17 protein-coding genes and 1 pseudogene are annotated in these 22,188 nt (G+C 55.1%); 4 read left to right on the forward strand and 14 right to left on the reverse strand.

The features are described 5' to 3' along the window. The 3 genes from MOST_RS18465 to MOST_RS05375 form a co-directional block, all read right to left on the reverse strand. On the reverse strand, positions 1 to 111 hold a 111-nt coding region (locus MOST_RS18465), incomplete at its 3' end, for a nucleotidyltransferase family protein (RefSeq protein WP_422879872.1). Between the two features lie 169 nt (positions 112 to 280). Continuing rightward, a complete protein-coding gene (locus tag MOST_RS05370) occupies positions 281 to 2,497 on the reverse strand; it encodes a YcdB/YcdC domain-containing protein (protein ID WP_054937062.1) in 2,217 nt (738 codons plus the stop codon). A gap of 140 nt (positions 2,498 to 2,637) precedes the next feature. Further along, positions 2,638 to 3,000 (reverse strand): hypothetical protein, encoded by a 363-nt coding sequence (locus MOST_RS05375; RefSeq protein WP_129588663.1) that lies wholly within the window; start codon positions 2,998 to 3,000, stop codon positions 2,638 to 2,640. 184 nt (positions 3,001 to 3,184) lie between these two features. Here MOST_RS05375 and MOST_RS05380 point away from each other — a divergent pair, with 184 nt between their 5' ends. After that, entirely contained in the window at positions 3,185 to 3,706 is a 522-nt protein-coding gene (locus MOST_RS05380; protein ID WP_054937060.1) for a hypothetical protein, read from the forward strand. 125 nt (positions 3,707 to 3,831) lie between these two features. Here the strand turns inward: MOST_RS05380 and MOST_RS05385 are convergent, their stop codons facing one another. Continuing rightward, complete coding sequence (locus MOST_RS05385) at positions 3,832 to 5,175, reverse strand: glycosyltransferase family 4 protein (RefSeq protein ID WP_054937059.1); 1,344 nt, start codon at positions 5,173 to 5,175, stop codon at positions 3,832 to 3,834. A gap of 120 nt (positions 5,176 to 5,295) precedes the next feature. Here MOST_RS05385 and galT point away from each other — a divergent pair. From galT to asnB, 3 genes and pseudogenes are all read left to right on the forward strand, one after another. Further along, positions 5,296 to 6,333, forward strand: a pseudogene (gene galT / locus MOST_RS05390) (galactose-1-phosphate uridylyltransferase); the annotation flags it as partial. Between the two features lie 133 nt (positions 6,334 to 6,466). Then, positions 6,467 to 7,930 carry a glycogen synthase GlgA gene (glgA, locus tag MOST_RS05395; protein ID WP_054937057.1) on the forward strand — a complete coding sequence of 488 codons (1,464 nt, stop codon included), beginning with the start codon at positions 6,467 to 6,469 and terminating at the stop codon, positions 7,928 to 7,930. Between the two features lie 253 nt (positions 7,931 to 8,183). Beyond that, positions 8,184 to 10,025 (forward strand): asparagine synthase (glutamine-hydrolyzing), encoded by a 1,842-nt coding sequence (gene asnB, locus MOST_RS05400; RefSeq protein WP_054937056.1) that lies wholly within the window; start codon positions 8,184 to 8,186, stop codon positions 10,023 to 10,025. A 71-nt stretch (positions 10,026 to 10,096) separates the two neighbouring features. On the opposite strand, the gene MOST_RS05405 is transcribed toward asnB, so the two are convergent. From MOST_RS05405 to MOST_RS17490, 10 genes are all read right to left on the reverse strand, one after another. Then, complete coding sequence (locus tag MOST_RS05405; RefSeq protein ID WP_054937055.1) at positions 10,097 to 11,320, reverse strand: glycosyltransferase; 1,224 nt, start codon at positions 11,318 to 11,320, stop codon at positions 10,097 to 10,099. Positions 11,321 to 11,367: 47 nt separating this feature from the next. Beyond that, positions 11,368 to 14,235 carry a malto-oligosyltrehalose synthase gene (gene treY / locus MOST_RS05410; RefSeq protein WP_054937054.1) on the reverse strand — a complete coding sequence of 956 codons (2,868 nt, stop codon included), beginning with the start codon at positions 14,233 to 14,235 and terminating at the stop codon, positions 11,368 to 11,370. Between the two features lie 2 nt (positions 14,236 to 14,237). After that, on the reverse strand, positions 14,238 to 16,661 hold the full coding sequence (locus tag MOST_RS05415; RefSeq protein ID WP_106007053.1) for a DUF3536 domain-containing protein: 2,424 nt from the start codon (positions 16,659 to 16,661) through the stop codon (positions 14,238 to 14,240). Between the two features lie 8 nt (positions 16,662 to 16,669). Next, complete coding sequence (gene treZ / locus MOST_RS05420) at positions 16,670 to 18,517, reverse strand: malto-oligosyltrehalose trehalohydrolase (protein ID WP_106007054.1); 1,848 nt, start codon at positions 18,515 to 18,517, stop codon at positions 16,670 to 16,672. Positions 18,518 to 18,568: 51 nt separating this feature from the next. Then, positions 18,569 to 18,811, reverse strand: a complete 243-nt coding sequence (locus tag MOST_RS05425; protein ID WP_054937051.1) for a 4-alpha-glucanotransferase — start codon at positions 18,809 to 18,811, stop codon at positions 18,569 to 18,571. Further along, positions 18,808 to 19,026: a hypothetical protein gene (locus tag MOST_RS05430; protein WP_054937050.1), complete on the reverse strand. Its 219-nt coding sequence runs from the start codon at positions 19,024 to 19,026 to the stop codon at positions 18,808 to 18,810. The genes MOST_RS05425 and MOST_RS05430 overlap by 4 nt, the downstream gene beginning before the upstream one ends. An 89-nt stretch (positions 19,027 to 19,115) precedes the next feature. Then, positions 19,116 to 19,754, reverse strand: a complete 639-nt coding sequence (locus MOST_RS05435; RefSeq protein WP_083476667.1) for a DUF1638 domain-containing protein — start codon at positions 19,752 to 19,754, stop codon at positions 19,116 to 19,118. A gap of 122 nt (positions 19,755 to 19,876) precedes the next feature. Further along, entirely contained in the window at positions 19,877 to 21,088 is a 1,212-nt protein-coding gene (locus MOST_RS05440; protein WP_244267070.1) for an MFS transporter, read from the reverse strand. 128 nt (positions 21,089 to 21,216) lie between these two features. Next, on the reverse strand, positions 21,217 to 21,840 hold the full coding sequence (locus tag MOST_RS05445; protein WP_054937048.1) for a cobalamin B12-binding domain-containing protein: 624 nt from the start codon (positions 21,838 to 21,840) through the stop codon (positions 21,217 to 21,219). Between the two features lie 36 nt (positions 21,841 to 21,876). After that, positions 21,877 to 22,050 (reverse strand): hypothetical protein, encoded by a 174-nt coding sequence (locus tag MOST_RS17490; protein ID WP_170067050.1) that lies wholly within the window; start codon positions 22,048 to 22,050, stop codon positions 21,877 to 21,879. Positions 22,051 to 22,188: the final 138 nt, after the last annotated feature.

The following is a 22,188-nucleotide window of genomic DNA, read 5'->3' on the forward strand; positions in this document are numbered from 1 at the left end:
ACAGTATTCCATTACCGGCCGGTTGGCCACCGGCACCAGGGGCTTTGGCCGCTTGCAGGTCAGGGGCCTGAGCCTCGACCCCTCCCCGCCGGCCATGATAATCGCCTTCATAGTCTACCTCCTGCAAGATCCAGATTAGCACTTTTTAGCATTTTGCCCCTTCTCCCCATAAAAAATTCCCGGCGGGCCTTTAATCCTGAAGACCCACCGGGAATTCTCCTCATGCCATGGCTACTGTCCTTCCGCCAGGCTGGCGGAAGTTAACGGGCATCGTTTCCGGTTACTGTTTTACCTGCAGGGCCCGGACCAGGGCGGCAGCAGCTTCGGCACGGGTCACAGTATGCTCAGGTTCGAAGGTAGAACCATTGCCCTTCAAGATACCTAAGCCCCACGTCAGGGCCACATAGCCGAGGGAACCGGGGGCGAGGGAGCCGGCATCACTGTAGGGGACTTTATAGATCCCCTCCGCCAGGGCGGCGCGCTCCAGGTTTAAGAAACGGATCAAGAACTTCGCCAAGAGTTCCCGGCTGACGGTAGCCCCGGCCTGCAAGTCTTCCTGCAGCCACTTCTCATCCCGGGCCCGCTTCAGAATCTCCTCGTCCTTCAGGTCTTTATAACCCCAGACGCCGTTCCTGGCCATGAGCATGGCCCGCAGCATAGACACCACGGTAACATTCTCGTCGGGGTGAAAGGCCTCGCCGTATTCCCCGAAAAGGCCGGCCTGGCCCAGGAGGTTGATTTCCTTTTCGGCAAAATTGCCGGCGATGTCGTTGAAACGGTAGGGCCGGGGTTGCTGGGCGATGGGTTTGCCCTCCCAGTCCAGGAACTGGCCGGTCCTGGCATCTATCATGTCGGAGGTGGCACTGCTGGTATCACCAAGGGGCTGGTAGACCAGGCGTAATTCACCCTGACCCGGACCGCCCGGGCTGTAGATGCGGGTATAGCTCAGGGTCAGGGGACGGTTTTTCAGGAAGGTTTCTACTGCCTGCTGCCCATCGAGGATTTTCGTGGCTGCCGGAAAATCAAAATTGCCCCAGTTAAGGTTGTAGCTGGTGATGCGCCCGGCCACTGCGTCCACCGTCACGTTGATGCCGTTGCCGGGGAATGGGATGCCGTTGACCAGGCGGCGGTAGTAAAAGTACTGGACCGCCGGGTTCTTGCCGTCCTCCATGATTACCGGCTCCCAGCCGGGCCGGCTGTTTTCATCCAGCCGAACTTCCTTGAAGCGTTGCGGTTGTACCTTTTGCAGGAAATCCTCGACCAGGCGCTGCGCCGCTTTGCGGTCCAGTTTGCCGCTCCTGTCATTGCCGGAAGGGGCAGAGGGCAGGTCAAATCCCAGCAATTCACCATTGCCGGCATTGACCCTGGCGCTCATAAAATTGACTTTTCCCGTTTGGGGTTTATCGCTGCTCCAGGTTAAATTCCAGCTGCGGATTTCCGGGTCCTGCCAGTCGGCGTAGAGGTTGGCGCTGCGTAAGGTGAGGCCGGCCGGGATATCCACCCACTTCTTAACGGCGGCAATAGCTTCTTCCCGGCTGATTAATTTGGCGGTTTTTTCGATTTCCTTCATTTCTTCAGGGCTTAAGGGTTTGGACTGGGTGCCACCCTGTAAAGCCGCGGCCTTACGGGCCATCTCCAGAGAAGCATCTCCCATCCCCTCGGCGCCGCCTTTATCAAACCACCCGCCGTTTCCCAAATCTAGTGGTTTACCGCTCAGGGCATCAATCAACCCCCGGGAGGGATGGCTGAGCCGGTAAACCAGCAACACCGGGCGTTTCTCCCCGGCGGCCAGGGGCCTGTAAGAGGGCTGCAGGTAATACTGCAGTTCCAGCATGCCGGCGCTGGCAAATACCTGCCGCGCCCTTTCCGGAGAAATGGCTCCTGTGGCCGCAGGGAAATCGGCTTTAGTCCAGTTGAGGTTATAGTTCGTCACCTGGCCGTCATCGCCACGGACGGTTATCGTCACGCCATTACCTGGGAAGGGAATACCATTGACTACCCGCTGCCAACGGAAGGTATAACTAACCGGCCCATAATTGTTCAGGAAAATTAGTTGATTATCATCGGGCAGCGGTTGCAATTCTTTAACATGGCTGGCAGCCAGGCGGTTTAACAGCTCAATCGCCACCTGGCGGGCCTCGGCGGCGGAAATAGCCGGCAGCCGCAAGCCCGGTTCAGGCCTTTTCTCTGGCTTCCAGGTGTTCATGTTAATGATTTCGCCGGTGCTGGCGTCAACATTGGCGGTAAAACTGCCGCCCTGTTCCGCGGGCTCCTTCCAGTGCAGGGACCAGGTCTGGCGGTTATCGTAGCTGGTGTAATTTGAAGTAAATATGGTATATTCTTTAGGAATATCAAAGTTGTCTTTGACCGTACGGATAGCCTGCTCCAGGGAAACAGCCTGGCTATCGCCCGCCACGGCTATGCCGGGAAAGAAGTACACCAGTAACAGGACCACCAGGCCCCAGGCCAGAAAACGTTGCCAGATTTTCGCCACCATGCTCTTCCTCCTATCTCAATAATTTGCTTCTAGCTCGTTAAATCGCCTGCTCTCTTAGATTTTCATTTTTTATGATGAAGTCCAAGAGGGCAGACTAAACCTCCATCATCGTCCACAACAACAAGACGATGACTTAATATTTAAGTCTTGTGTAGTAACCTCACCACTTCCTGGCCCTCGGCTACCCTATCATGTCTCCCGGGGTTTATGCCCTGTTTCATTCCTTCGTTCGGCCTTTTGAGGGCGGGTGGGTTGTGCCAGTACTTCGTAAATAAGATATGCGAAGTGAGAAGTATGAGGTTAAAGTCCCTCACGCATATCTCCCACTCTCCTTCCCCGGCTTCCGGATAATCATTCCACACAATCATATAGACGGGTTGACCGGGGAAAAAGTTCCCAAAGGAGGGCTCCCCTGCCTGTCCTTTTTTACCCTTCCTGTACCTGGAACAGTTATATTTCTTTACCCTGAACACTGAATGATAATATCTTTCACCACCTTTCACCCCCTTTGCAAACTATCACGTCCTATCTGTGTTTATAGAAATTCTTTAGGGGAGGGGCTTTTCCTAGGGAAAACAACGTAATTTTCAGTAATTTTTTCGTTTTATTCGCTGGCTAAAGTTTGCCTTATATATTGCCCGCTAAAGAAAATAATGGTATTATTTAGCCAGGGGGAGGAGATTACGCATGCCCGAAGAAGCAAGAAAAGAAATAGCTGCCGGTAGCGATGAGCACGGTTTCTACAGGGGTTTTGATCCTTTTGGCTATATAATCCAGCAGCTTAATAACATAGATGCTCGTTTGGAAGCTCGTTTGGACAGGATTGAAGCAAGGATCGACAAGCTGGATAACAAGATCGATACCCAGGTAAATGCCTTGCGCCAGGAGATGCAGCAAAACGACTCTTCCCTGCGCCAGGAAACGCAGAAGCACTACGCGACCCTGCACCAGGAGATGCAGGAGGGTTTCAAAGTCTTACAGCAGGCTGATATCGCCTTACGTCAGGAGATGCAGGAGGGTTTCAAAATCTTGCAGCAGGCCGATATCGCCTTACGTCAGGAGATGCAGGAGGGTTTCAAAATTTTGCAGCAAGAGGATAAAACCCTGGGCCGGGAAATCCAGGGCCTGCAGCGGTGGGCTATAGGCATCATTATCGGTTTAGGCGGAGTGATCGTTTCCCTGCTGGCCACCCTGGCCAGGCTTAATTAGGGGAGCTTAACCAATACTAAAACTTCTAAAATTAGCCCGGGGTAGCTATATAGCTACCCCAATTTTATGCTTAAGTATTTTTTCCCTAAAAATTTAGCCGCCTTTTCTCCTATTAAAAGGCGCTTCTACCCTTCCCCTCTCCCCCGGCGCTGGTTCACCAGGGCGGCCCGGCGCTGGGGCAGGTCATAGCGGCCTCCCAGGGGTAAGGGCTGCTCCTGGAGCTGGTCTCCAGCCGTAGAGGGCGTAAAGCGCCACAAGCGGGCTACAACTGAAGGCCGTTCCGGCCAGGAAGTGCGCCGGTACTGGCTGTAAACCTCCTGGTAGACATCAACCGTCCGCCGGGCAATATTTTCCCAGTCGTAAACTTCCGTTACCAGGCGGCGGCCGTTGGCCCTTAAGGCTTGCGCCAGGGTGTCATCCCGTAAAACAGCCAGGATGTTATCGGCCAGGGAACCGGCATTGCCCGGCAAGGCGCGCATACCGTCAACGCCATGGGTGATAATCTCCGTCAGGCCGCCCGTCTCGCTGGCCACCACCGGCGTCCCGGCCGCCATGGCCTCCAGGGCCACAATGCCAAAGGGCTCGTACAGGCTGGGGAAAACGGCCACCCTGGCGGCCCGGTAGAGCTGGTTGCGGGTTTGATCGTCAATATAGCCGGCAAAATAGACCTTGTGGCTGATGCCCAGCTCCCGGGCCCGGTTCTGGAGCTGGCCTTCCATGGGCCCCTGGCCGGCCACCACTAGCTTGGCCTCCGGGCAGGCGGTTAAGATCCGGGGCATGGCTTCCAGGAGGACCTGGACCCCCTTTTCAATTACCAGGCGGCCCACGAAGAAGATAATCTTTTCGTGGGGGGCGGCGTAACGCTGCTGCACCATTGGGTCAACGGCCACGGCCCGGAATTTCTGGCTGTAAACCCCGTTGGGGATAATGGTGATTTTATCGGCCGGCAGCTGGAATAACCCCTGGACCTCCTGCCGCATATGCTGGCTACAGACGATTACCCGCCAGGCCTCATAGGTCAGCCACCATTCAACGCTATTAATGTAGCGTTGCATGTCATTATATAAGCCGCGGTTGCGGCCGGCTTCGGTAGCATGAATGGTGGCAATGAGGGGCAAGCGGTGGGCATGTTTTAAAGCCCGGCCGGTAAAGGCCACCAGCCAGTCATGGGCGTGGATAATCTGGAAGGGACCATATTTACGCATGACGATCATGGCTTCCTCCAGGAAGCGGGCATTGAGCTGCAGCACCCAGGTGAGAAAATCGGGGGCATGAACGGGGTAGGCTTCCACCCGGTGGACAATTACCCCGTTTTCCCGGCTTTCAGAAACCTGACCGGGCCGGCCGATGGTCAGCACATGGACGTCATGGCGCAGGTGCGCCAGGGAAATAGCCAGGTCCTCCACATGCCGGGCCAGGCCGCCAACACTCTGGGGAGGATATTCCCAGGAAAGCATTAAGATACGCATAACCTGCCACCTTCACTAAATTTCTACCTTCTTAATTTTGGCAGTGCCGGCCAATCTTATACCGCATAATTTACCCCGGATAGATAAAACCTAGTAGCAAGTTACTCATTTGGAGGTTCCAGCATGCCCGAATTACGCCAGGATCCAGTAAGCGAGCGCTGGGTAATTATTGCTACCGAGCGGGCCAAACGACCGTCGGACTTCAAGCCCCCCCATAATGAAAAGAAAGGCAACGCCAACTGCCCTTTTTGCCCCGGTCACGAAAAGGAAACACCGCCGGAAGTCCTGGCCTTTCGCACCGCCGATACCGACCCCGATACCCCTGGCTGGCTGGTGCGGGTGGTACCCAACAAGTTTGCTGCCCTTACGGCCAATGGGGAAGTAGCCAGCGAAAGTAAAGGGATGTACCAGACCATGACCGGTGCCGGTATACATGAGGTTATCATCGAAGGACCTGATCATGATACCTTTTTCTCCGATCTGGCACCCGAGCATGCCGTCCAGGTTCTCAAGGCCTGGCGGCAGCGTTACCTGCAGCTGGAGCGGGACAAAAGGCTGCAATACATCCAGCTCTTTAAAAACCACGGCCCTACCGCCGGGGCTTCCCTGGAACACCCCCACAGCCAGCTCATTGCCACGCCCCTGGTACCGGCTGTCGTTAACCAGGAAATGACCAGAATTAAAGCTTACTGGCAAAAAAAAGAAAGCTGTCTTTTCTGCGACCTCATAGAAGCGGAACTGGAAACAGGGGCCCGTGTCGTGGCATTTAATAAAGAATTCCTGGCCTTCTGCCCCTTTGCCTCCCGTTTCCCCATGGAAATGTGGATCATGCCCCGGCGGCACCAGGCCAGTTTCGGCGCCTGCGAAGATGAACAACTGGAGCAACTGGCCGCTATCCTCCAGGATGCCTTAAGCCGGTTGAAACAGGCCGCTAACGACCCGCCCTTTAACCTGGTCCTGCATACGGCGCCCTTGCGCCAGGAGGACAGTATCTACCACTGGCATTTTGAACTCCTGCCCAGGCTGACCATTGTTGCCGGTTTTGAATGGGGGACGGATATGTACATTAACCCCACGCCACCGGAAATCGCCGCCCAGTCACTGAATGAAATTAAACTGGATCAGGAGAGCCAGGCTGAAGCTAACCGTAGGGTATAACGCCCCCTATAAAGTAAACTATGAAAATGATGGAAGTCTGGAGACTTAATCAGGAACTGGCGTAGCCAGTTCCTACGGGAATTCCGACTTCGTACTTCCTGCCTCCGGCTTCCAAAATATAGGAGGAAGGCTAATGACCGAGCCCTTAAAGATTTTGCTGGTTTCATCCGAAGTAGCCCCCCTGGCCAAAACCGGGGGCCTGGCCGACGTGGCCGGCAGCCTCCCTAAAGCCCTGGCCGCCCGGGGACACGAGGTCCGGGTGGCTATGCCCCGTTACCGCCAGGTAAAGAATGTTGATTACCTTACCGACCTGCCGGTGGAAATGGATGGCAGCCTGGAGACGGCCATTATCCGCCAGGCGCAGCTGGCAGGGGATCGCCCCGTACAAGTCTACCTCATTGATAATTACAAGTTTTTCTGGCGGGACGGCATGTACTGCTATTCCGACGACGCAGCCCGTTTTAATTTTTTCTGCAAGGCCGTCCTGTCAATGCTGCCCTGGCTGGGCTTCCAGCCGGATATTATCCACTGTAATGACTGGCAGACGGGCCCCATCCCCCTTTTCCTCAAAGTTAAGCATGAGGATAACCCCTTTTACCGGCACACGGCAACCATCTATACCATCCATAACCTCCAGTACCAGGGGACCTTCCCCCGCCAGACTTTGAAGATTATGGCCCTGGGCGAGGAATTTTTTACCCCTGAGCGCCTGGAGTTTTACGGCCAGGTCAGTTTCATGAAGGCCGGGATCCTGTACGCTGATTTAATCAACACCGTCAGTAAGAAATACGCCCTGGAAATCCAGACCCCCGAATATGGGGAACGCCTGGACGGCCTGCTGAGGAAACGCGCAGCGGATCTACGGGGAATTTTGAACGGCATTGACTACCAGGAGTTCAACCCGGCTACCGACCGGCGCCTGGCTGTCAATTACGACGCCGGCCACCTGGAGAAAAAAAAGGAGAACAAGGCGGCCCTGCAAAGGGAAATGGATCTGCCGGTCAAGGATGTACCCCTCCTGGGCCTCATTTCCCGCCTGGTGAATCAGAAAGGGCTGGATCTGCTGGCCGCCATTCTCGACCCCTTGCTGCAGCAGGACCTGCAGTTCGTCCTCCTGGGCAGCGGCGAGGATTATTACCAGCAGCTTTTCTCCCGTTACAAGGTGAAATACCGGGATAAAATGGCCGTCAAAATCGGCTTTGACCCGGTACTCGCCCAGCGGATTTATGCCGGCTGCGATATCTTCCTCATGCCCTCACGCTTTGAACCCTGCGGCCTAGGCCAGATGATCAGCCTACGCTACGGCACCGTACCGGTGGTCCGGGCCACGGGCGGCCTGGAGGACACCATCAAGGACTTCCACCAGTACCCGGGGAGCGGCAACGGCTTTTCCTTCCGCGATTACCAGCCCCAGGCCCTCCTGGATACCATTAATCGCGCCCTCCACGTTTACCGGAACGAGCCGGAGGAGTGGCGTAATCTGGTCCGGCGGGGTATGGCTGCTGATTTTTCCTGGAACGCCTCGGCCGGTCAATACGAAGATATGTACCGGGAAGCCCTCCAGAAGAGGATGGCTACCCAGGTTAAAGCGGGGTAAGGAGAACTGTCAGCGGCGCTTACGCTGCGAAACTCCGGGACATACCCCCGCTTAGTTAAACTTGTCATCAGCTCCGCCTGCCCGGGACCAGCCCGGGCAGGTATTTTTCCCGCACTTTTTCCCACTCCCTGCATAAGATCATCATGGAACCCGTTTGGGGTTGCAAGGGCGTGACCCCGGTGGGCAACGGCGTCCAGAGGAAGGGTTTCAATTCAAGGGCGTTTTTAACAGCCTGCTGGGGAGGGATTTATTTATGTGCGGAATCACCGGCTGGGTGGACTGGGAGGTGGATCTAACCCAGCACCAGCCTGTCCTGGAAGCCATGACGGCCACCATGGCCTGCCGCGGGCCGGATGCCTCCGGGGTGTGGCTTTCTCCCCGGGCTGCCCTGGGCCACCGCCGCCTGATTGTCGTTGATCCTGTCGGCGGCGGCCAGCCCATGGTACGCCGCCGCGGCAGCCAGACCTTTGTCATATCGTATAACGGTGAGCTGTACAACACACCCGACCTGCACCGAGAGCTCAAAAGCCGTGGTTATACCTTTCAGGGACACTCGGATACGGAAGCACTGCTGGCGGCCTATATGGAATGGGGGCCGGCCTGCGTCGAGCGTTTTAATGGCATTTTTGCCTTTGCTATCTGGGATGAGGCCAGGCAATGCCTGTTCCTGGCCCGGGACCGCCTGGGCGTCAAACCCCTCTTTTATACGCAAAGGGGCAGTGCCTTCCTCTTTGGTTCGGAATTGAAAGCTCTGCTGGCGCACCCAGCAGTGGAAACGGAGGTGGACGCCGAAGGGCTGGCCGAAGTCTTTGTCCTGGGGCCGGCCCGCACGCCGGGGCACGGAGTTTTCCGCAACATAGCCGAATTAAAACCCGGCTACTACCTGATTTATGACCGCCAGGGCATCCGCCAGCACCAGTACTGGGCCCTTGTAAGCCGGCCCCACCCGGATGATCTGGAGACCACTACCGCTAAAGTCCGCGAGCTTTTGCAGGACACCATAGAGCGGCAGCTGGTAGCTGATGTGCCTGTTTGCACCCTGCTCTCCGGGGGGTTGGATTCTAGCGCCGTTACCGCCTTTGCCGCCCGGGCCTTTCAGGAGCGGGGTATTGGGCCCATCAATACCTGGTCGGTAGACTACGTCGACAATGACCGTTATTTCCGGCCCAGCCATTTCCAGCCCCATAGCGATGCCCCCTGGGTAGAACTCGTTTCCCGCCACCTTGATACCAGGCACCATTACGTCTTTATCGACACCCCCGAACTGGTAGCCTCCCTGACCGCGGCCATGCGCGCCCGGGACCTGCCGGGGATGGCCGACGTGGATTCTTCCCTGTACCTCTTCAGCCGGGAAATTAAAAAAGAAGCCACGGTCGCCCTGTCCGGCGAAGCTGCCGACGAAGTTTTCGGCGGTTACCCCTGGTTCAGGAGCGAAAAGGCCATGGCCATGGATACTTTCCCCTGGACCAGGGCCGGCCAGGAGAGGATCCGCCTCCTTTCCCCCGAACTTAAAGCAATGGTCCGGCCGGAAGAGTATGTAGCCAGGCGGTACCGGGAGGCCCTGGAGGAAGTGCCCAGCCTGCCGGGGGAGGATCCCCGGAGCGCCCGCCTGCGGGAATTTTCCTACCTTACCCTGACCCGCTTTATGCCAGTACTCCTGGACCGCAAGGACCGCATGAGCATGGCCGTGGGCCTTGAGGTCAGGGTGCCCTACTGCGACCACCGCCTGGTAGAGTATGTCTGGAACATCCCGTGGGAGATGAAATTCTGGGGCCAGATGGAAAAGGGCATCTTACGCCGGGCTTTGCGCGGGGTGCTGCCGGAGGAAGTCTTGCAGCGGCGCAAGAGCCCCTACCCCAAGACCTACAACCCGGCCTACCTGGATGCCGTCCGCACCTGGATGCTGGAGATTTTGAACGATCCCAGTTCGCCCCTGCTGCCCTTCATCGACGTGCCGGCCGTCCGCGCCCTGGCAGAGAAGGAAAAGCCCTTCGACCTGCCCTGGTTCGGCCAGCTCATGAGCGCCCCCCAGCTCTTCGCCTACCTGGCCCAGGCCGACACCTGGCTGCGGGAATACCGGGTGGCGGTGTGTTAGCGCTATAAAATAAAGCCAGAGGCCCCGGGTCAATCTCCGGAGTCTCTGGCTGCTGTGGGATGATAAAATAGCTAGCTATTGCGCCGCCCGTTAAGCAAGTTTATCAGTCTTAGCCAATTGTATAGATACACCGGCAGGATAAAGCGCTGGCGCACGTGCTCCCGGCCAGCCGCGCCCAAACGCCTTCCAAGGGCGGGGTTGATCAGCAGGCGTTCAACCTGTTTGGCCATTTCTTCCGCCGTCCGGGCAATCAGTCCTGTTTCGCCGTCCAGTACTTGGTGGGCCAGGCCACCGGTAGGGGTGGCTACCAGGGGTTTGCCCTTCCAAAGGGCCTCGGTGGCAGTTAAACCAAAACCCTCACGCAGCGACTTTTGCACTATCACATCGGCGCGCCGCTGTAAGACGTTTATTTCCAGGTTAGCGTCGGGGTCCAAGGAAAGTACGGTAATGTCCGGGTCGCCATCAACCAATGCCCGCACCTCGTCCAGGACAGTAGCCCCCTCCGGGTCGTCATCGGCGCTACCTCCGGCCAGGATCAGGCGGCAGGCCATATTTTTCCTTACCAGTTTAAAAGCCTCGATTACACCGGTAGGATCCTTGAGCCGGTCGAAACGGGATACCTGGAGGATTATTGGCGGGCCTGCTGGATCTATGCCCAGCTTCTCGAGCACCGCCTCGTATTCAGCAGGAGATACATCTTTGTTTTTGTCAGATAGAGGGTCGATAGCCGGCGGCATGAAGTACTGGAGTACTGGCAGGTCGCGGGCGTATTCCGGCAGGTGAAATACGGCTGCATCGCAGGTGGCAATCATGGGTGCCAGAAAATACCAGACCGATGGTACGGCATAACGCGGGTCAACGTGACAGTACCAGAGCCACCGGCCGCTGTTCTCGCCGCGGAAGGTAGTTAGCCCCAGGGGCTGCTGGTCATGGATTACCACCAGGTCGGCATCCCCCGTCAAAAGGTGTTGGTTTTTTTGTGCTGTGGCGAGGTAACTCTCCAGCATCTCACCGGTGACATTCACCGGCTGGCCATGCATACCATTATGAAATTGCTTGGTGGTATTGAAAAATTCCGGGCTACCGCTGAGCACCTTCCAACTGACGGTCAGCCCTGCCTCCTCCATCAGAGGCACCAGTGAGCTTAAAATTTCTGCCACCCCACCACCGATGATGGTAGAGTTGATATGCCAGACACTGTAGCCCTGTAAATTTTCGCCCAGGGACCGGATTTCGTCAATAAGGGCGCTTCCGCTTACGCTTTCATAATCTTTAAGGCTCACACGGCGAAGCATTTGGAACTTCCTTCCTTTATCTGTATTAGAACGATAAAAAGAGCGGTCTATTCGTCACCAGCTAGTAAAGCAACTGGAAAACCACGTAACGTGTCGGCAAGGGTAAGAACTCTACCTTTAGTCGAAGAGGTCGCTAACATAACCTCTCCTGTCAAAATATTATGCCAGTTACTTGGAGCTGGTTCAGGTAAAACAATGGCTGTATCTTGCCATACGGTTTCCCCGGGGAGGAAGCCGACGGCTGGCGGCATACCACCTGTTGGTATTACCTTGCCCGCCAGCAGCCGGGCCGGCAGGCGGGGAACGACCACCAGAGCCCACTTTCTACCAAGATGCCGGGCGAAGGCACAGGCGTGTCCCGAGCTGGACCCGGTAACTGCCAGGGGGATATATTCACCCGTCGCAAACAATTCCCGGTGGTCGCAGCGAAAATGCAGGGATTTATAAGTCAGGTAGAGCTTTACCCGGCCATCCTGCCAGTGGGTAAGGAGGTTTGTTACTAAAGCCTGTTGGCCTTTTGCCTCTTCTTCTTTGAGCCTTTGTAAAAGCCTGGCCCGGGTTTTAAAGTCAACCGGACGCCGGTTGTCGGGATCAACAAGGCTGAAATTCCATAGTTCTGTTCCCTGGTAGAAATCAGGCACCCCCGGGCTGGTTATTTTGAGCAGTACCTGGGTTAACGAGTTCCAGGCCCCATAATAAGCAACGACTTTTTGGAAGCTAAGGAAGTCCGGCAGAAACCGGTTCCCTGGCTCCGGCGTTAAAATAGAGAGTACAAACTCTACCAGGGCGTTTTCGTAATCGGTATCAGGGGCAAGCCAGCTGGTCTGGGTTTTGGCCTCCCGGGCCGCCTTGACCAGATAAGCCTGGAGCCGTTCTTTAAAAGCTGGTATTTCTTCTTCTAAAAGGGGCCAGGCGCCGATTAGCGTCTGGTAGATAAATAGCTCCATATTGCCATCAGGTACAGGCTCGCCTTTTATATTTAACTTTTTGGGCCCGTTCGAGCGACGCCAGCGCTCGACCCTCTCTTCCCAGGCGTCAGGGATTTCCGTTAGAACATTGATCCGCGCCCGGACATCCTCACTGCGCTTGGTATCATGGGTGGACGTCGCGTTAAGGGTATGGGGCCAGCGCTCCTGCCGGGTTTTATTGCGGCGGTGGAACTCAGCCACCGATATGCTCCTGGTCCGGGGACTGCTACCTACCTCATTGAGGGAAACCAAAGGGTTGTAGATGTAGAGGGAGGTGTCCTCGTAACCCTTGGCCATAACCGGTCCCGTAAACTGTTGCCAACGCATAACGAAACGCAGCCAGGCCTGCCGTTGTTCGGGGGACAGGGAGACGGGAAAATCCAGCAAGAGCACCTGGCGCAGGAAACGACAGGCCGGGCCTGCGGCCGGGCACCTCTGGACGGCCGCGGCAATGGCACCTTCGATGTAATTCCGGTCCTGCGGCGCTACCGTGAAGTCGCGGATGTAGGTCCGGTAGATACCCAGGCTGGCAGTGACTGCAACCAGGGCCTCTTCCAGTTCTGCCAGGGTAAGGTCGTGGCCGAGGCGATCCCCTTCAGCCAGGCGTCCCAGCTCCCTTACCAGGCTGCGCACCTCGCTAGCGAACAACCTGGTCATTACCAACTTCTTCTGGTTATAGACCACCCTGGTAAAGTCGGTTTCGGCGCCGCTGTACCTGGCATAAAACTCTTCCAGGGCGGCGAGCCCTTCTTCGTCAACGAAGAGTCCGTTCAACGAATTTAAAAAGTCGTAGCCCGTTGTTCCGTAAGTACGCCAGGTTACCGGCAGTTTCTCCCCGTTGCTTAGTATTTTCTCTACGACCACGTAAAAACCGGGAGAACATCCTGCTGCAGCAAAGTGTTCCTGCAGCCTGTTGAGGTACTCCTGGGGGTCATACAGGCCATCAATATGGTCGATTCGCAGGCCGGTAACTTGCCCCGCCCCGACCAGTTGAAAAATCAGGGCTTGCACCGCCTCAAAAACCCTTTTGTCTTCCATGCGGATAGCTACCAGGTCACTAACGTCAAAGAAGCGCCGGTAATTGATTTCCTCATTGGCCACCCGCCAGTAGGCGAGCCGGTAGGCCTGTTCCGCCAGGGTATGCTCCAGTTGATTGAAACTTTGGGGGTCACCTTTATTACCATTTAATTTGCGCAGGTTCCTGTCAATAAATGCTTTTACCGCGGCGTTGGTATTGTATAGATGCCAGAGCCTTTTCCAGGACTGTTGCCAGGCAGTCGACGGCTCGCCTGCCCCGGGAAGAGGGGATGCCGTGAGGGAGGCAAGCAGGTCCAGCAATTGTGATAGCGCCGGGCCGGCAGCATACCCATCCCCGGCCAGTGTTTGTGCCCAGCCGTCTAGAATCCGGCTGGAGGAAGCGGGGTTAAGGGGTAATCGCTTTTCATAGTAGCAGACCCGGAAACCATCTTCCGCCAGCTGCAGGGCTAGTTGCTGGTTTTCCAGCACCTTACCAAAGGGTTCACCCAGAACTGGCAGTAGTACTTTGTTTGCCAGCCCCGGCCTGGCGGGTTGCCAGTCAATATCAAAGTAAGTTGCGTAAGTAGAAGCGCGCCCATGGCGGAGGACGTCCTGCCACCACGGATTATCAACGCTGGCTGCCATATGGTTGGGCACGACGTCCAGTAACAGCCCCATCCCATGCTGCTTCAGGGTATCAGTCAGGGCGGCAAAATCTGCCTCACTTCCCAGTTCCGGGTTTAACTGCCCCGGGTCAGTCACGTCGTACCCGTGGGGGCTATCCTTCCTCGCTTTCAGCAGGGGGGAGGCATAAATATCGGTAATGCCCAGCACCTGCAGGTACGGTACCACCTCGCACGCTTCGATAAAGCTAAACTGCTGGTTAAACTGCAACCGGTAAGTAGCGGTGGGGATGCGCGACCTGACCATTTTTACCTCCGCACCTGCAATTTGTCCCCCAGGGAGTTAAACAGGTCAAGCCATGCCCGGGCTTCCCCATCCCCCTGCCGGGCTTTCTCCCGGTATCCAGGGTAAACTGTCTGCAACAACCGGTAATATGCGTTTTGTACTTTCCAGAGGTTTACTTCAAAGGGTAACGAGCGTACCAGGCTGATTACCGCGTCCAGGCGCCCGATGAAGGCCTGGTCGTCAGGTTGGTTGAGCAGTTTCTCAGCCATTTGTTTCAAGGTCTGTTCCAGGACATAGCCCAGACCTTCGCCGTCGAGGGGAACATTGGTCATTTCGACCTCACTTAGGAGCGCTTTGATGCGTTCCAGGTCCAGATTGTCACCTGCGAAAGCCTGGCGGAGGCTGGTGTTCAAGACGAACTCGGCAGCGGCCTGCAGGGCCCGGGGCTGGGGGATATTTAAATCCTTTAAGAAACGCATTAAGGGGGCATGACGATCGTAAATGCGCCGGTAATCTTCCGCCGCTTCCGCCAGGGTGGATTCCAGGATAATATCCAGCACCATCCGCTGTTTATCCCGGAAAAGCTGCCTGAGGGAATAGGTGGCCCCTTCAAAGTGCTGATCGAGGAGCCTGATGACCTCATTGAAATCGGCCCGGTCAAAGGCACCGGTTAATTCCTGTACCATTCGCTGGTAGGAATCGTCATTAGCGTAAACCTGGACACCGCCACTAACATTATGGTTACCTAAAGTAACGGCTCCATAACTAATCTTCATCGACTCCTGGGTAATCTGGGAAGTGACCTGCACCCGGCCTACAGCTAACCTGGCTGTACCTGCTAAACGATTCTGGTAGTCTTCACGGTAGACATCGTAGCAAAAGATGCGGGAATGTCGGTCATAAGTTTCGTACAGGGAACACAGGGCATAATGGGCACCTACCTTAAGCAGGTCGACCATTGCCGGCTTGACGAATTTTTCATAGATATGGGCTCCGTCACGGTGTTCAGGGATGTTGCTCTTGGCCTGGGCCAGCATCTCCATAAAACGGGGCTCTGGCGACTCGTTAAATAGTTCCTGAGCTAATTGAATCACACGGCCGGCGTATTTAATAACCTGCACTGTCTCAATACCCGAGATTTCATCAAAGAACCAGCCGCAGCTGGTGAACATTAACATGGCGTGTCGCTGGAGCTCCAGCAGCTTCAACACCGTGATTTTTTCTTCCTGGTTTAGTATACGGGTGGCATGTTGTCCGAGGAAGCGGTCGAAGTTTTCTGGTGAACGGTCGAGGATGACCGCGATGTAGTCGTTACGCGCGGCCCAGGGATCTTTTAGAAACTGGCGCGCCCTTCCCTCAAACTTGGGTGCCAGGGTGTTCCGCAGCCAGTTGAGGCTATCGCGCAGGGGTGCCCGCCAGGCCTGGCTCCACCCTGGATGCATACCCGTGTTACAGCCACAATTAGTCCGCCACCTTTCCACTCCATGGGCACAGCTCCAGGAGCTATTATTATTTATCTCCACCTCATGGGTGGGCGGGTGTTTTTCCAGGTATTCGCCGTAGTTGGTTAGACGTGCCAGTTTATTGGCTTCAATATAATCCAGGGCGTAGGCCAGGGCCATGTCCCCGTGCCGGTGGTGGTGGCCGTAGGTCTCGCCGTCGGTGGCAATATTGACAAGCTGGGGCGCGTTGCGTCCCTCGTTAAAGACACTCAGTAGACGTTTGGCAAAGCGTTCCCCGTTATTGAGCAGTTTCTCGAAGGCTACGGCGCGGGCGACTTCGCCATTATAAAAGAAGACATTGATCGTCCGGTCCGCATTGGGCAGGCGGACCTGATAAGGCATGGTGGTATCGATGCCACCGTGGACCTCCTGCCAATTATCGCTACCCAAGGGACGGATACGGCGGGCCTGCCAGTGGGCCAGGATGGTGAAACGGATGCCCTGCTGGGCCAGGATGGCGAGGGTTTCCAGATCAACGGCGGTCTCCGGTAACCACATTCCTTCCGGCCGCCGGCCAAAGCGGTGCTCAAAATCTTTAATCCCCCAGATTATCTGGGTGTATTTATCACGCGTGTTGGCCAGGGGCATGATCATGTGGTTATAGGCCTGGGCCAGGGCTGAACCGTGCCCCGAAAAGCGCCGCCGGCTTTCCCGATCAGCTTCAATTATCGCCCGGTAAACCTCCGGGGCATTGGTTTCCATCCAGGAAAGCAGCGTAGGACCAAAATTGAAACTGATTTTGCTATAGTTGTTGACGATCTTCCTGATCCACCCATCGCCATCAAGAATGCGCGAGGCGGTATTGGGCTCATAGCATTCAGCGGTAATCCGTTCATCCCAGTCGTGGTAGGGGTAAGCCGAGTCCTGGAGCTCGATGTCCTCCAGCCAGGGGTTTTCCCGTGGCGGCTGGTAAAAATGGCCGTGGATGCAAATGTACCGGTCCATCAGTTAGCCTAGGCCTCCTTTATTCGTTCAAACAACAGGCATGCTCCCAGGGTTAAAGGCATCTGAATTTTTCCCTGAGATACAAGCAGGTCAGGTATGGTACTACCGTCGCCCAACCAGCGCTCTTCAGCGGCATCCAGGCGTTTGCGCCAGCGCCCTGCCGGTAGAGGCAGGGTGGGGGCTGATTCGGCATCGCTAAAGGAAAAGATGATGCCCACCTCACTATCATTGCTCCAGCGACGCACGAACAGGACCAGCTCCTGTTCACAGGTGATAACTTCCATATTATCCAGGTTTAGATCCGCCAGGGCGGGTAGTTCCCGACGTAACTGGATTAGTTGCCGGTAGAAGTCGCAAAGTACACGGTGCTGCCCCTGATGGCGCAGCCCGTGGTTAAGCCGGGAGCGCCGGAAGGTGGCTTCATCTTGGGGATCGGGTACTTCGCCTTCCCATTTATGGCCGGCGAATTCTTCTCGCCGCCCCTGGCGTACCGCTGCGACCAACTGGGGATCGGAATGACTGGTAAAGTATAGAAAGGGTGCCGTTTCAGCGTACTCCTCACCCATAAAGAGCAGCGGTACGAAGGGGGAGAGGAGCACTACGCCGGCAGCCAGTTTGAGTTTAGCAAAGGGAACCAGGGTACTTAACCTTTCACCGCGGGCCCGGTTACCTACGTGGTCGTGGTTCTGGGTAAAAACTACAAACTTGCTTCCTTCGTACAGATGCGGCCGCCGGCCATGCCGCCGCTGCCGGTAGGCAGAATACTGGCCGGTGTAAACATAACCTTCCCGTAAGGCCCGGGCCAGGTTGCCGAGGGTGCCGAAGTCACGGTAGTAGCCGTTTCTTTCCCCCGTCAGCAGCGCGTGCAGGGCGTGGTGAAAGTCGTCACACCACTGGGCATCGAGGCCGTAACCTCCCAATCCTTGCGGCCGGATTACCCGGGGGTCGTTCAGGTCGCTCTCGGCAACGAGATAAACCCGGCGTCCCAGTCGTTCGGCCTGCAGCTTCACGGCAGCGGCCAGTTCCTCCAGGAAAGGTAAAGCAGACCTGTCCATAATGGCATGGATGGCGTCCAACCGTAAGCCATCCAGGTGAAATTCGGTTAACCAGTAAAGGGCGTTTTCGATAAAGAAGCGCCGTACTTCGTCGCTACCGGGTCCATCAAAGTTGAGGGCCTGTCCCCAGGGGGTACGGTAACGGTCGGTAAAATAAGGCCCGAAATTGGCCTGGTAGTTTCCTTCCGGGCCCAGGTGGTTGTAGACCACATCGAGAAATACGGCCAGGCCGTACCTGTGGCAGGTATCCACCAGCCGCCGCAACCCCTCCGGTCCGCCGTAGGAGTTCTGAACGGCAAAGGGGAAAACGCCGTCGTACCCCCAGTTGCGGCTTCCCGGGAACTGGGCCACGGGCATTAATTCGATGGCGGTAACCCCCAATGTGCGTAAGTCATCCAGGTGGGCGATGATGGCGTCAAAAGTGCCCTCCGGGGTGAAGGTCCCTACATGAAGCTCATAGAAGATTAGCTCCTCACGGGTGGGGCCCAACCAGAAGCCATCCGACCAGACAAAGGCTTGGGGATCTACAACCTGGGAAGGGCCGTGAACACCCTGTGGTTGGTAGCGCGAAGCAGGGTCAGGTAACTTCTGTCCGTCCAGGAGGTAGTAATAGAGACTACCTGGTTCGACCCCCTCTACCTCGCCCTGATAGTAACCCCTTTCTTCCCAGGTTAAGGGTTCCAGGCGTTCCACGGGTGCCACGATCTGTACCGCCACACTTTCGGCCAGGGGTGCCCAGAGGCGGAACCGGCAGCAGCCGTCCCCCAGGTAAGTGGCCCCCAGGCTAACATTATAGGTCATGGTTTGACACCTCGCCTTTGCAGATAAGAGGGCCGCAGATGTTAGTATTCCTTAGAGAACTGATTTCCTGTACTGTAGTACTTGCAGCACTTCTGGCTTCTGACTAAACTCTTCCAGGGTGTAGCGCGCCTTGCGCCGCCAGTTGGGATAGGTATCGACTGTCCCGGGGATATTTTGCGGAGCAGTCTCTAACCACAAATCCTCCAGGTTCACCAGGAGAATCCGGGCCCGGCTGGCGGCCAGGTGGGCAAGGCAAGCGCGGGAGCGCCATACTTTACCGTTTTCCAGTTTCAACCGGCAATCAGCAATACCTTCCGTTTGTTCCGCAGGCAGGCGCAGTTGGAGATGGACAGGTTTTCTATTTTATAATCGGGGCATAAGTAGCAGGAATTTTTATTGTCCACCGCCCCCGGTACCAAAAGTATTATTCCCAGCTGGTATCCTGATATGACTCTATCCAGGGGCGGGGTTACCTTTTTATCAACCACCTCCGGTCTGATGGCTCTCATCCTAAAAACTTAAAGCCCCCTTGTTCCCCGGTGGGGAAAAGAGGGGGCTTTCTTTTTACCTCCGTCCTGGCAGATTGCCCTTATGGATTTCAAAGCTTTGTCGTCGTAAACGTTGTCCCGGGAGGCACCTGCAAGAACAGATGATCCCACGGCCCCCGCAACAGTTGCTGCAGGTAACCCTTATTTCCACTGGTGATCTCAAAGTTTAACCCTAGTTTTTTCGCTGCCTCACGCGCCGCTTCCCTCGCCACATCTTCCCCCCGCCGCCCAGTATTTATATACACCATTCGGCGGTAATGGCCGAAAAGCCGGCGCATCAATCTGCTACCTCGCTCTTCGCCATAGCGGGAAAGGCAACGCTCGTACTCCCGTACCAGGTTTTCTTCTCCGGCCAGCCAGCCGGCAGATAAAAAATAGGTGTCTGGCCCCCACTGCTGCCGGGCCTCCAGTGAGCCCAGTAATAAAGGTATGCAATCTTCGATCTTAGGGATAATTAGGGGCGCGGGTCCAGCCCGCAGGCCTTCCAGGGCTCCGCCGCAGAAACCGTAGCCCAGTAACACCAGTTCACTACCGCAGGTGCCATCGATGGCCTCCTGTAAAGCCTGCCGCAACCGGTCCGGCGAGCGGTGCAACCCCTGGTCCAAGAAGTGTAATTCATACCCCTCTGGAGCGAGGGCTAAAAGTTCCTCTTCCATAACCTTGCAGGCGATAACTCGATATCGTCCCATTACCGTTCACCGATTCCGTTAAAAATTTTAGGTGCTCCTTGATTGGTCGCGCACCGCCCAGCCTGGCGCCGTAGGCGATAACAGCACTGCCGTGACGCGCTCGACTAACAACCTTAGCCCACTCAGGCCTTTGCGCCGGCTTCAGGAAGGAACAAGGTCACAATTCCTCCAATTAACCCACACAGGCTGCTTAGAGCAAATAACATGCTATAGTTCTGGCCCGCCAATGGGGCAATAAGAAAAGACGGTATAAAAACGGCACCTATAAGTTGAAGGGTAGCGATTATTCCACCGGCGCTTCCAGCATATATGGGACCTATTTCGGGAAGCCGCATCGGGAATGACATTAGCAGCGGCAGGGTAGCTCCCGCCAAGATTCCGTTAGTGGCGAGCAGGATCACCATGCTTCCTATTTGAGATAAAATCCAGGAAGTGTAAAGAGCAATAGGTGCCAGTAATGCGGCAGGTATCAACAAAGGCTTAATTTTACCTATACGGTCGGAAATAGCGGGACCTACGATGCTGCCTATAATGGTTCCCAACGTGACAAAGGAAGTTATAAACCCAGCTGCTACCGGGTTCACCCCTCGCACTTCATGAAGCGCATTGGGGAGAAAGCCGGAAAAGGTCATAGCAGCGCCCATCAAAAACATCATTGCCAGGCCGACCATCCAAACGTTTTTACTCTTGGCAGCTACACCAATATATTGGGTCACAGGCATGACCGGCAGTTCAGGTGCACCCTCGGGCCTATTCTTTACTAACACCATCCACAAGATCCATACCACTAGCATGATGAGGCCTGCAGTGACGAAGGCGAGTTTGGTTGTGGGAAATAGCGCTGATGTAGCTAAGGCGATACTCATACCTACACCAGCAGCAGTTAAATAAATCCCCATCGCGGTGCCCATCTGCTCCCTAGGAAACCATGCTCCCAGGAGCTTGGCTGCATTGGCATTCAAAAAGGCCGAACTAATCCCAGCCAAAAACATTAGGATAAAAAATTCCCCAAAGCTGCGAGCGGCATAGCGGAAGTAGACACCCACTACAGAAAAAGCAAATCCTACTGAGACAACTTTTTTCACTCCGAACCTATCTGCCAGCGCTCCTGATACGAGGCTAAAGAATACAGCTGATAACATAGGCGCTGTCAAAAGCATAGCGAACTGCCCGGAGGCCAGCTTAAACTCAGGGATGATCCTATAGGCTAGCGCTGCAACCTGAAATTGCGCACCTGCTCCGATCAATATGGCAAGCCACATAAGGATTAAAATTACCCATCGATATGGTGACAATGATAATGTAGTGTTGCTATTATTCATATTCGTATTCACTCTTGCCCCCTTTGGAGGTTAATAATTCCCTATTTAAATTTTCAACCCTTGATAAGCAACATTCATTACAAAAGGGAGGGAGAGGTACTGTTTCAGACCCCATCCCTCCCTATAAACCACCTTCGGTATTATGCTCCAAAGACTTCGGTAGCCACTTTAAGTCCATCGCTGGCTGTAGTGGCAAAATAGTCAGCACCAGAATGATTCTTGACCGCTTCATTTACATAATTGCCACCTATCACCACCTTGGGTTTCAGCCCCGCAGCCCGGATGGCTTCAATGGTCTCTTTTAACGCCCCCTGGCAACTGGTTAAAAGCACGCTCATACCCACCAGAGGCGCATTGGTCTGCTTAATGGCCTCAACAAACTTTTCCTTCGGCACATCCACTCCTAGGTCAACAACGTTATATCCCGCACCTTTTAGAAGCATTATTACGATATTTTTACCCAGGTCGTGAATATCTCCTTTAACAGTACCGATAACGATTGTTCCTTTATGTTCAGTACTCTCGCCGCTTAAATGAGGCTCTAAAATATCCATGGCACCTTTCATAATCTCGCCAGCCATAACCAATTCACTTAAGAAGTAATCACCACGTTCAAACCGATTACCTACTTCCACCATTCCTTCTTGTAAAGCTTTGACAATCTCTAAAGAAGCAACTCCGCTCCCCAGTAATTCTTTAACTAAGGCGATTGCCTGTTCTTCTTCTAATTCAGCCATGGCTTTAGATAAGGAAGTCGTTAACATAGCCCCAATTAACACTCCTTCCCCAATTTCTTTTATTTACCGCTGCACCCAAAACCAAATAAAGGCATAAGCAAAAGCATCAAGCTTTTCCCATTCCTTTTTAACAATTTCCTCATTACCGGCTAATTCCCCAAATTCTTCCTTCTTAATCTTCCAGGGCACACACGTGCCCGCTTCCGGTATAAAGGATTTCACCTTATTATCGGCCATTGATTCTCCCTCCTATCTCAATAATTTGCTTCTAGCTCGTTAAATCTCTTGCTCTCTTAGATTTTCATTTTTATGATGAAGTCCAAGAAGGCAGACTAAGCCTTCATCTTCATCATCAGTAGACGTAGTTGTTGTGGA

It is taken from the genome of Neomoorella stamsii, assembly GCF_002995805.1.
GTDB classification, from domain to species: domain Bacteria; phylum Bacillota; class DSM-521; order Neomoorellales; family Neomoorellaceae; genus Neomoorella; species Neomoorella stamsii.

Bases quoted from the DNA above. Each gene is read 5' to 3' on its own strand.
- MOST_RS05370 (WP_054937062.1), bottom strand. From the start codon at position 2,497: ATGGTGGCGAAAATCTGGCAACGTTTTCTGGCCTGGGGCCTGGTGGTC.
- MOST_RS05380 (WP_054937060.1), top strand. From the start codon at position 3,185: ATGCCCGAAGAAGCAAGAAAAGAAATAGCTGCCGGTAGCGATGAGCAC.
- MOST_RS05385 (WP_054937059.1), bottom strand. From the start codon at position 5,175: ATGCGTATCTTAATGCTTTCCTGGGAATATCCTCCCCAGAGTGTTGGC.
- glgA (WP_054937057.1), top strand. From the start codon at position 6,467: ATGACCGAGCCCTTAAAGATTTTGCTGGTTTCATCCGAAGTAGCCCCC.
- asnB (WP_054937056.1), top strand. From the start codon at position 8,184: ATGTGCGGAATCACCGGCTGGGTGGACTGGGAGGTGGATCTAACCCAG.
- MOST_RS05405 (WP_054937055.1), bottom strand. From the start codon at position 11,320: ATGCTTCGCCGTGTGAGCCTTAAAGATTATGAAAGCGTAAGCGGAAGC.
- treY (WP_054937054.1), bottom strand. From the start codon at position 14,235: ATGGTCAGGTCGCGCATCCCCACCGCTACTTACCGGTTGCAGTTTAAC.
- MOST_RS05415 (WP_106007053.1), bottom strand. From the start codon at position 16,661: ATGGACCGGTACATTTGCATCCACGGCCATTTTTACCAGCCGCCACGG.
- treZ (WP_106007054.1), bottom strand. From the start codon at position 18,517: ATGACCTATAATGTTAGCCTGGGGGCCACTTACCTGGGGGACGGCTGC.
- MOST_RS05430 (WP_054937050.1), bottom strand. From the start codon at position 19,026: ATGAGAGCCATCAGACCGGAGGTGGTTGATAAAAAGGTAACCCCGCCC.
- MOST_RS05435 (WP_083476667.1), bottom strand. From the start codon at position 19,754: ATGGGACGATATCGAGTTATCGCCTGCAAGGTTATGGAAGAGGAACTT.
- MOST_RS05445 (WP_054937048.1), bottom strand. From the start codon at position 21,840: ATGTTAACGACTTCCTTATCTAAAGCCATGGCTGAATTAGAAGAAGAA.
- MOST_RS17490 (WP_170067050.1), bottom strand. From the start codon at position 22,050: ATGGCCGATAATAAGGTGAAATCCTTTATACCGGAAGCGGGCACGTGT.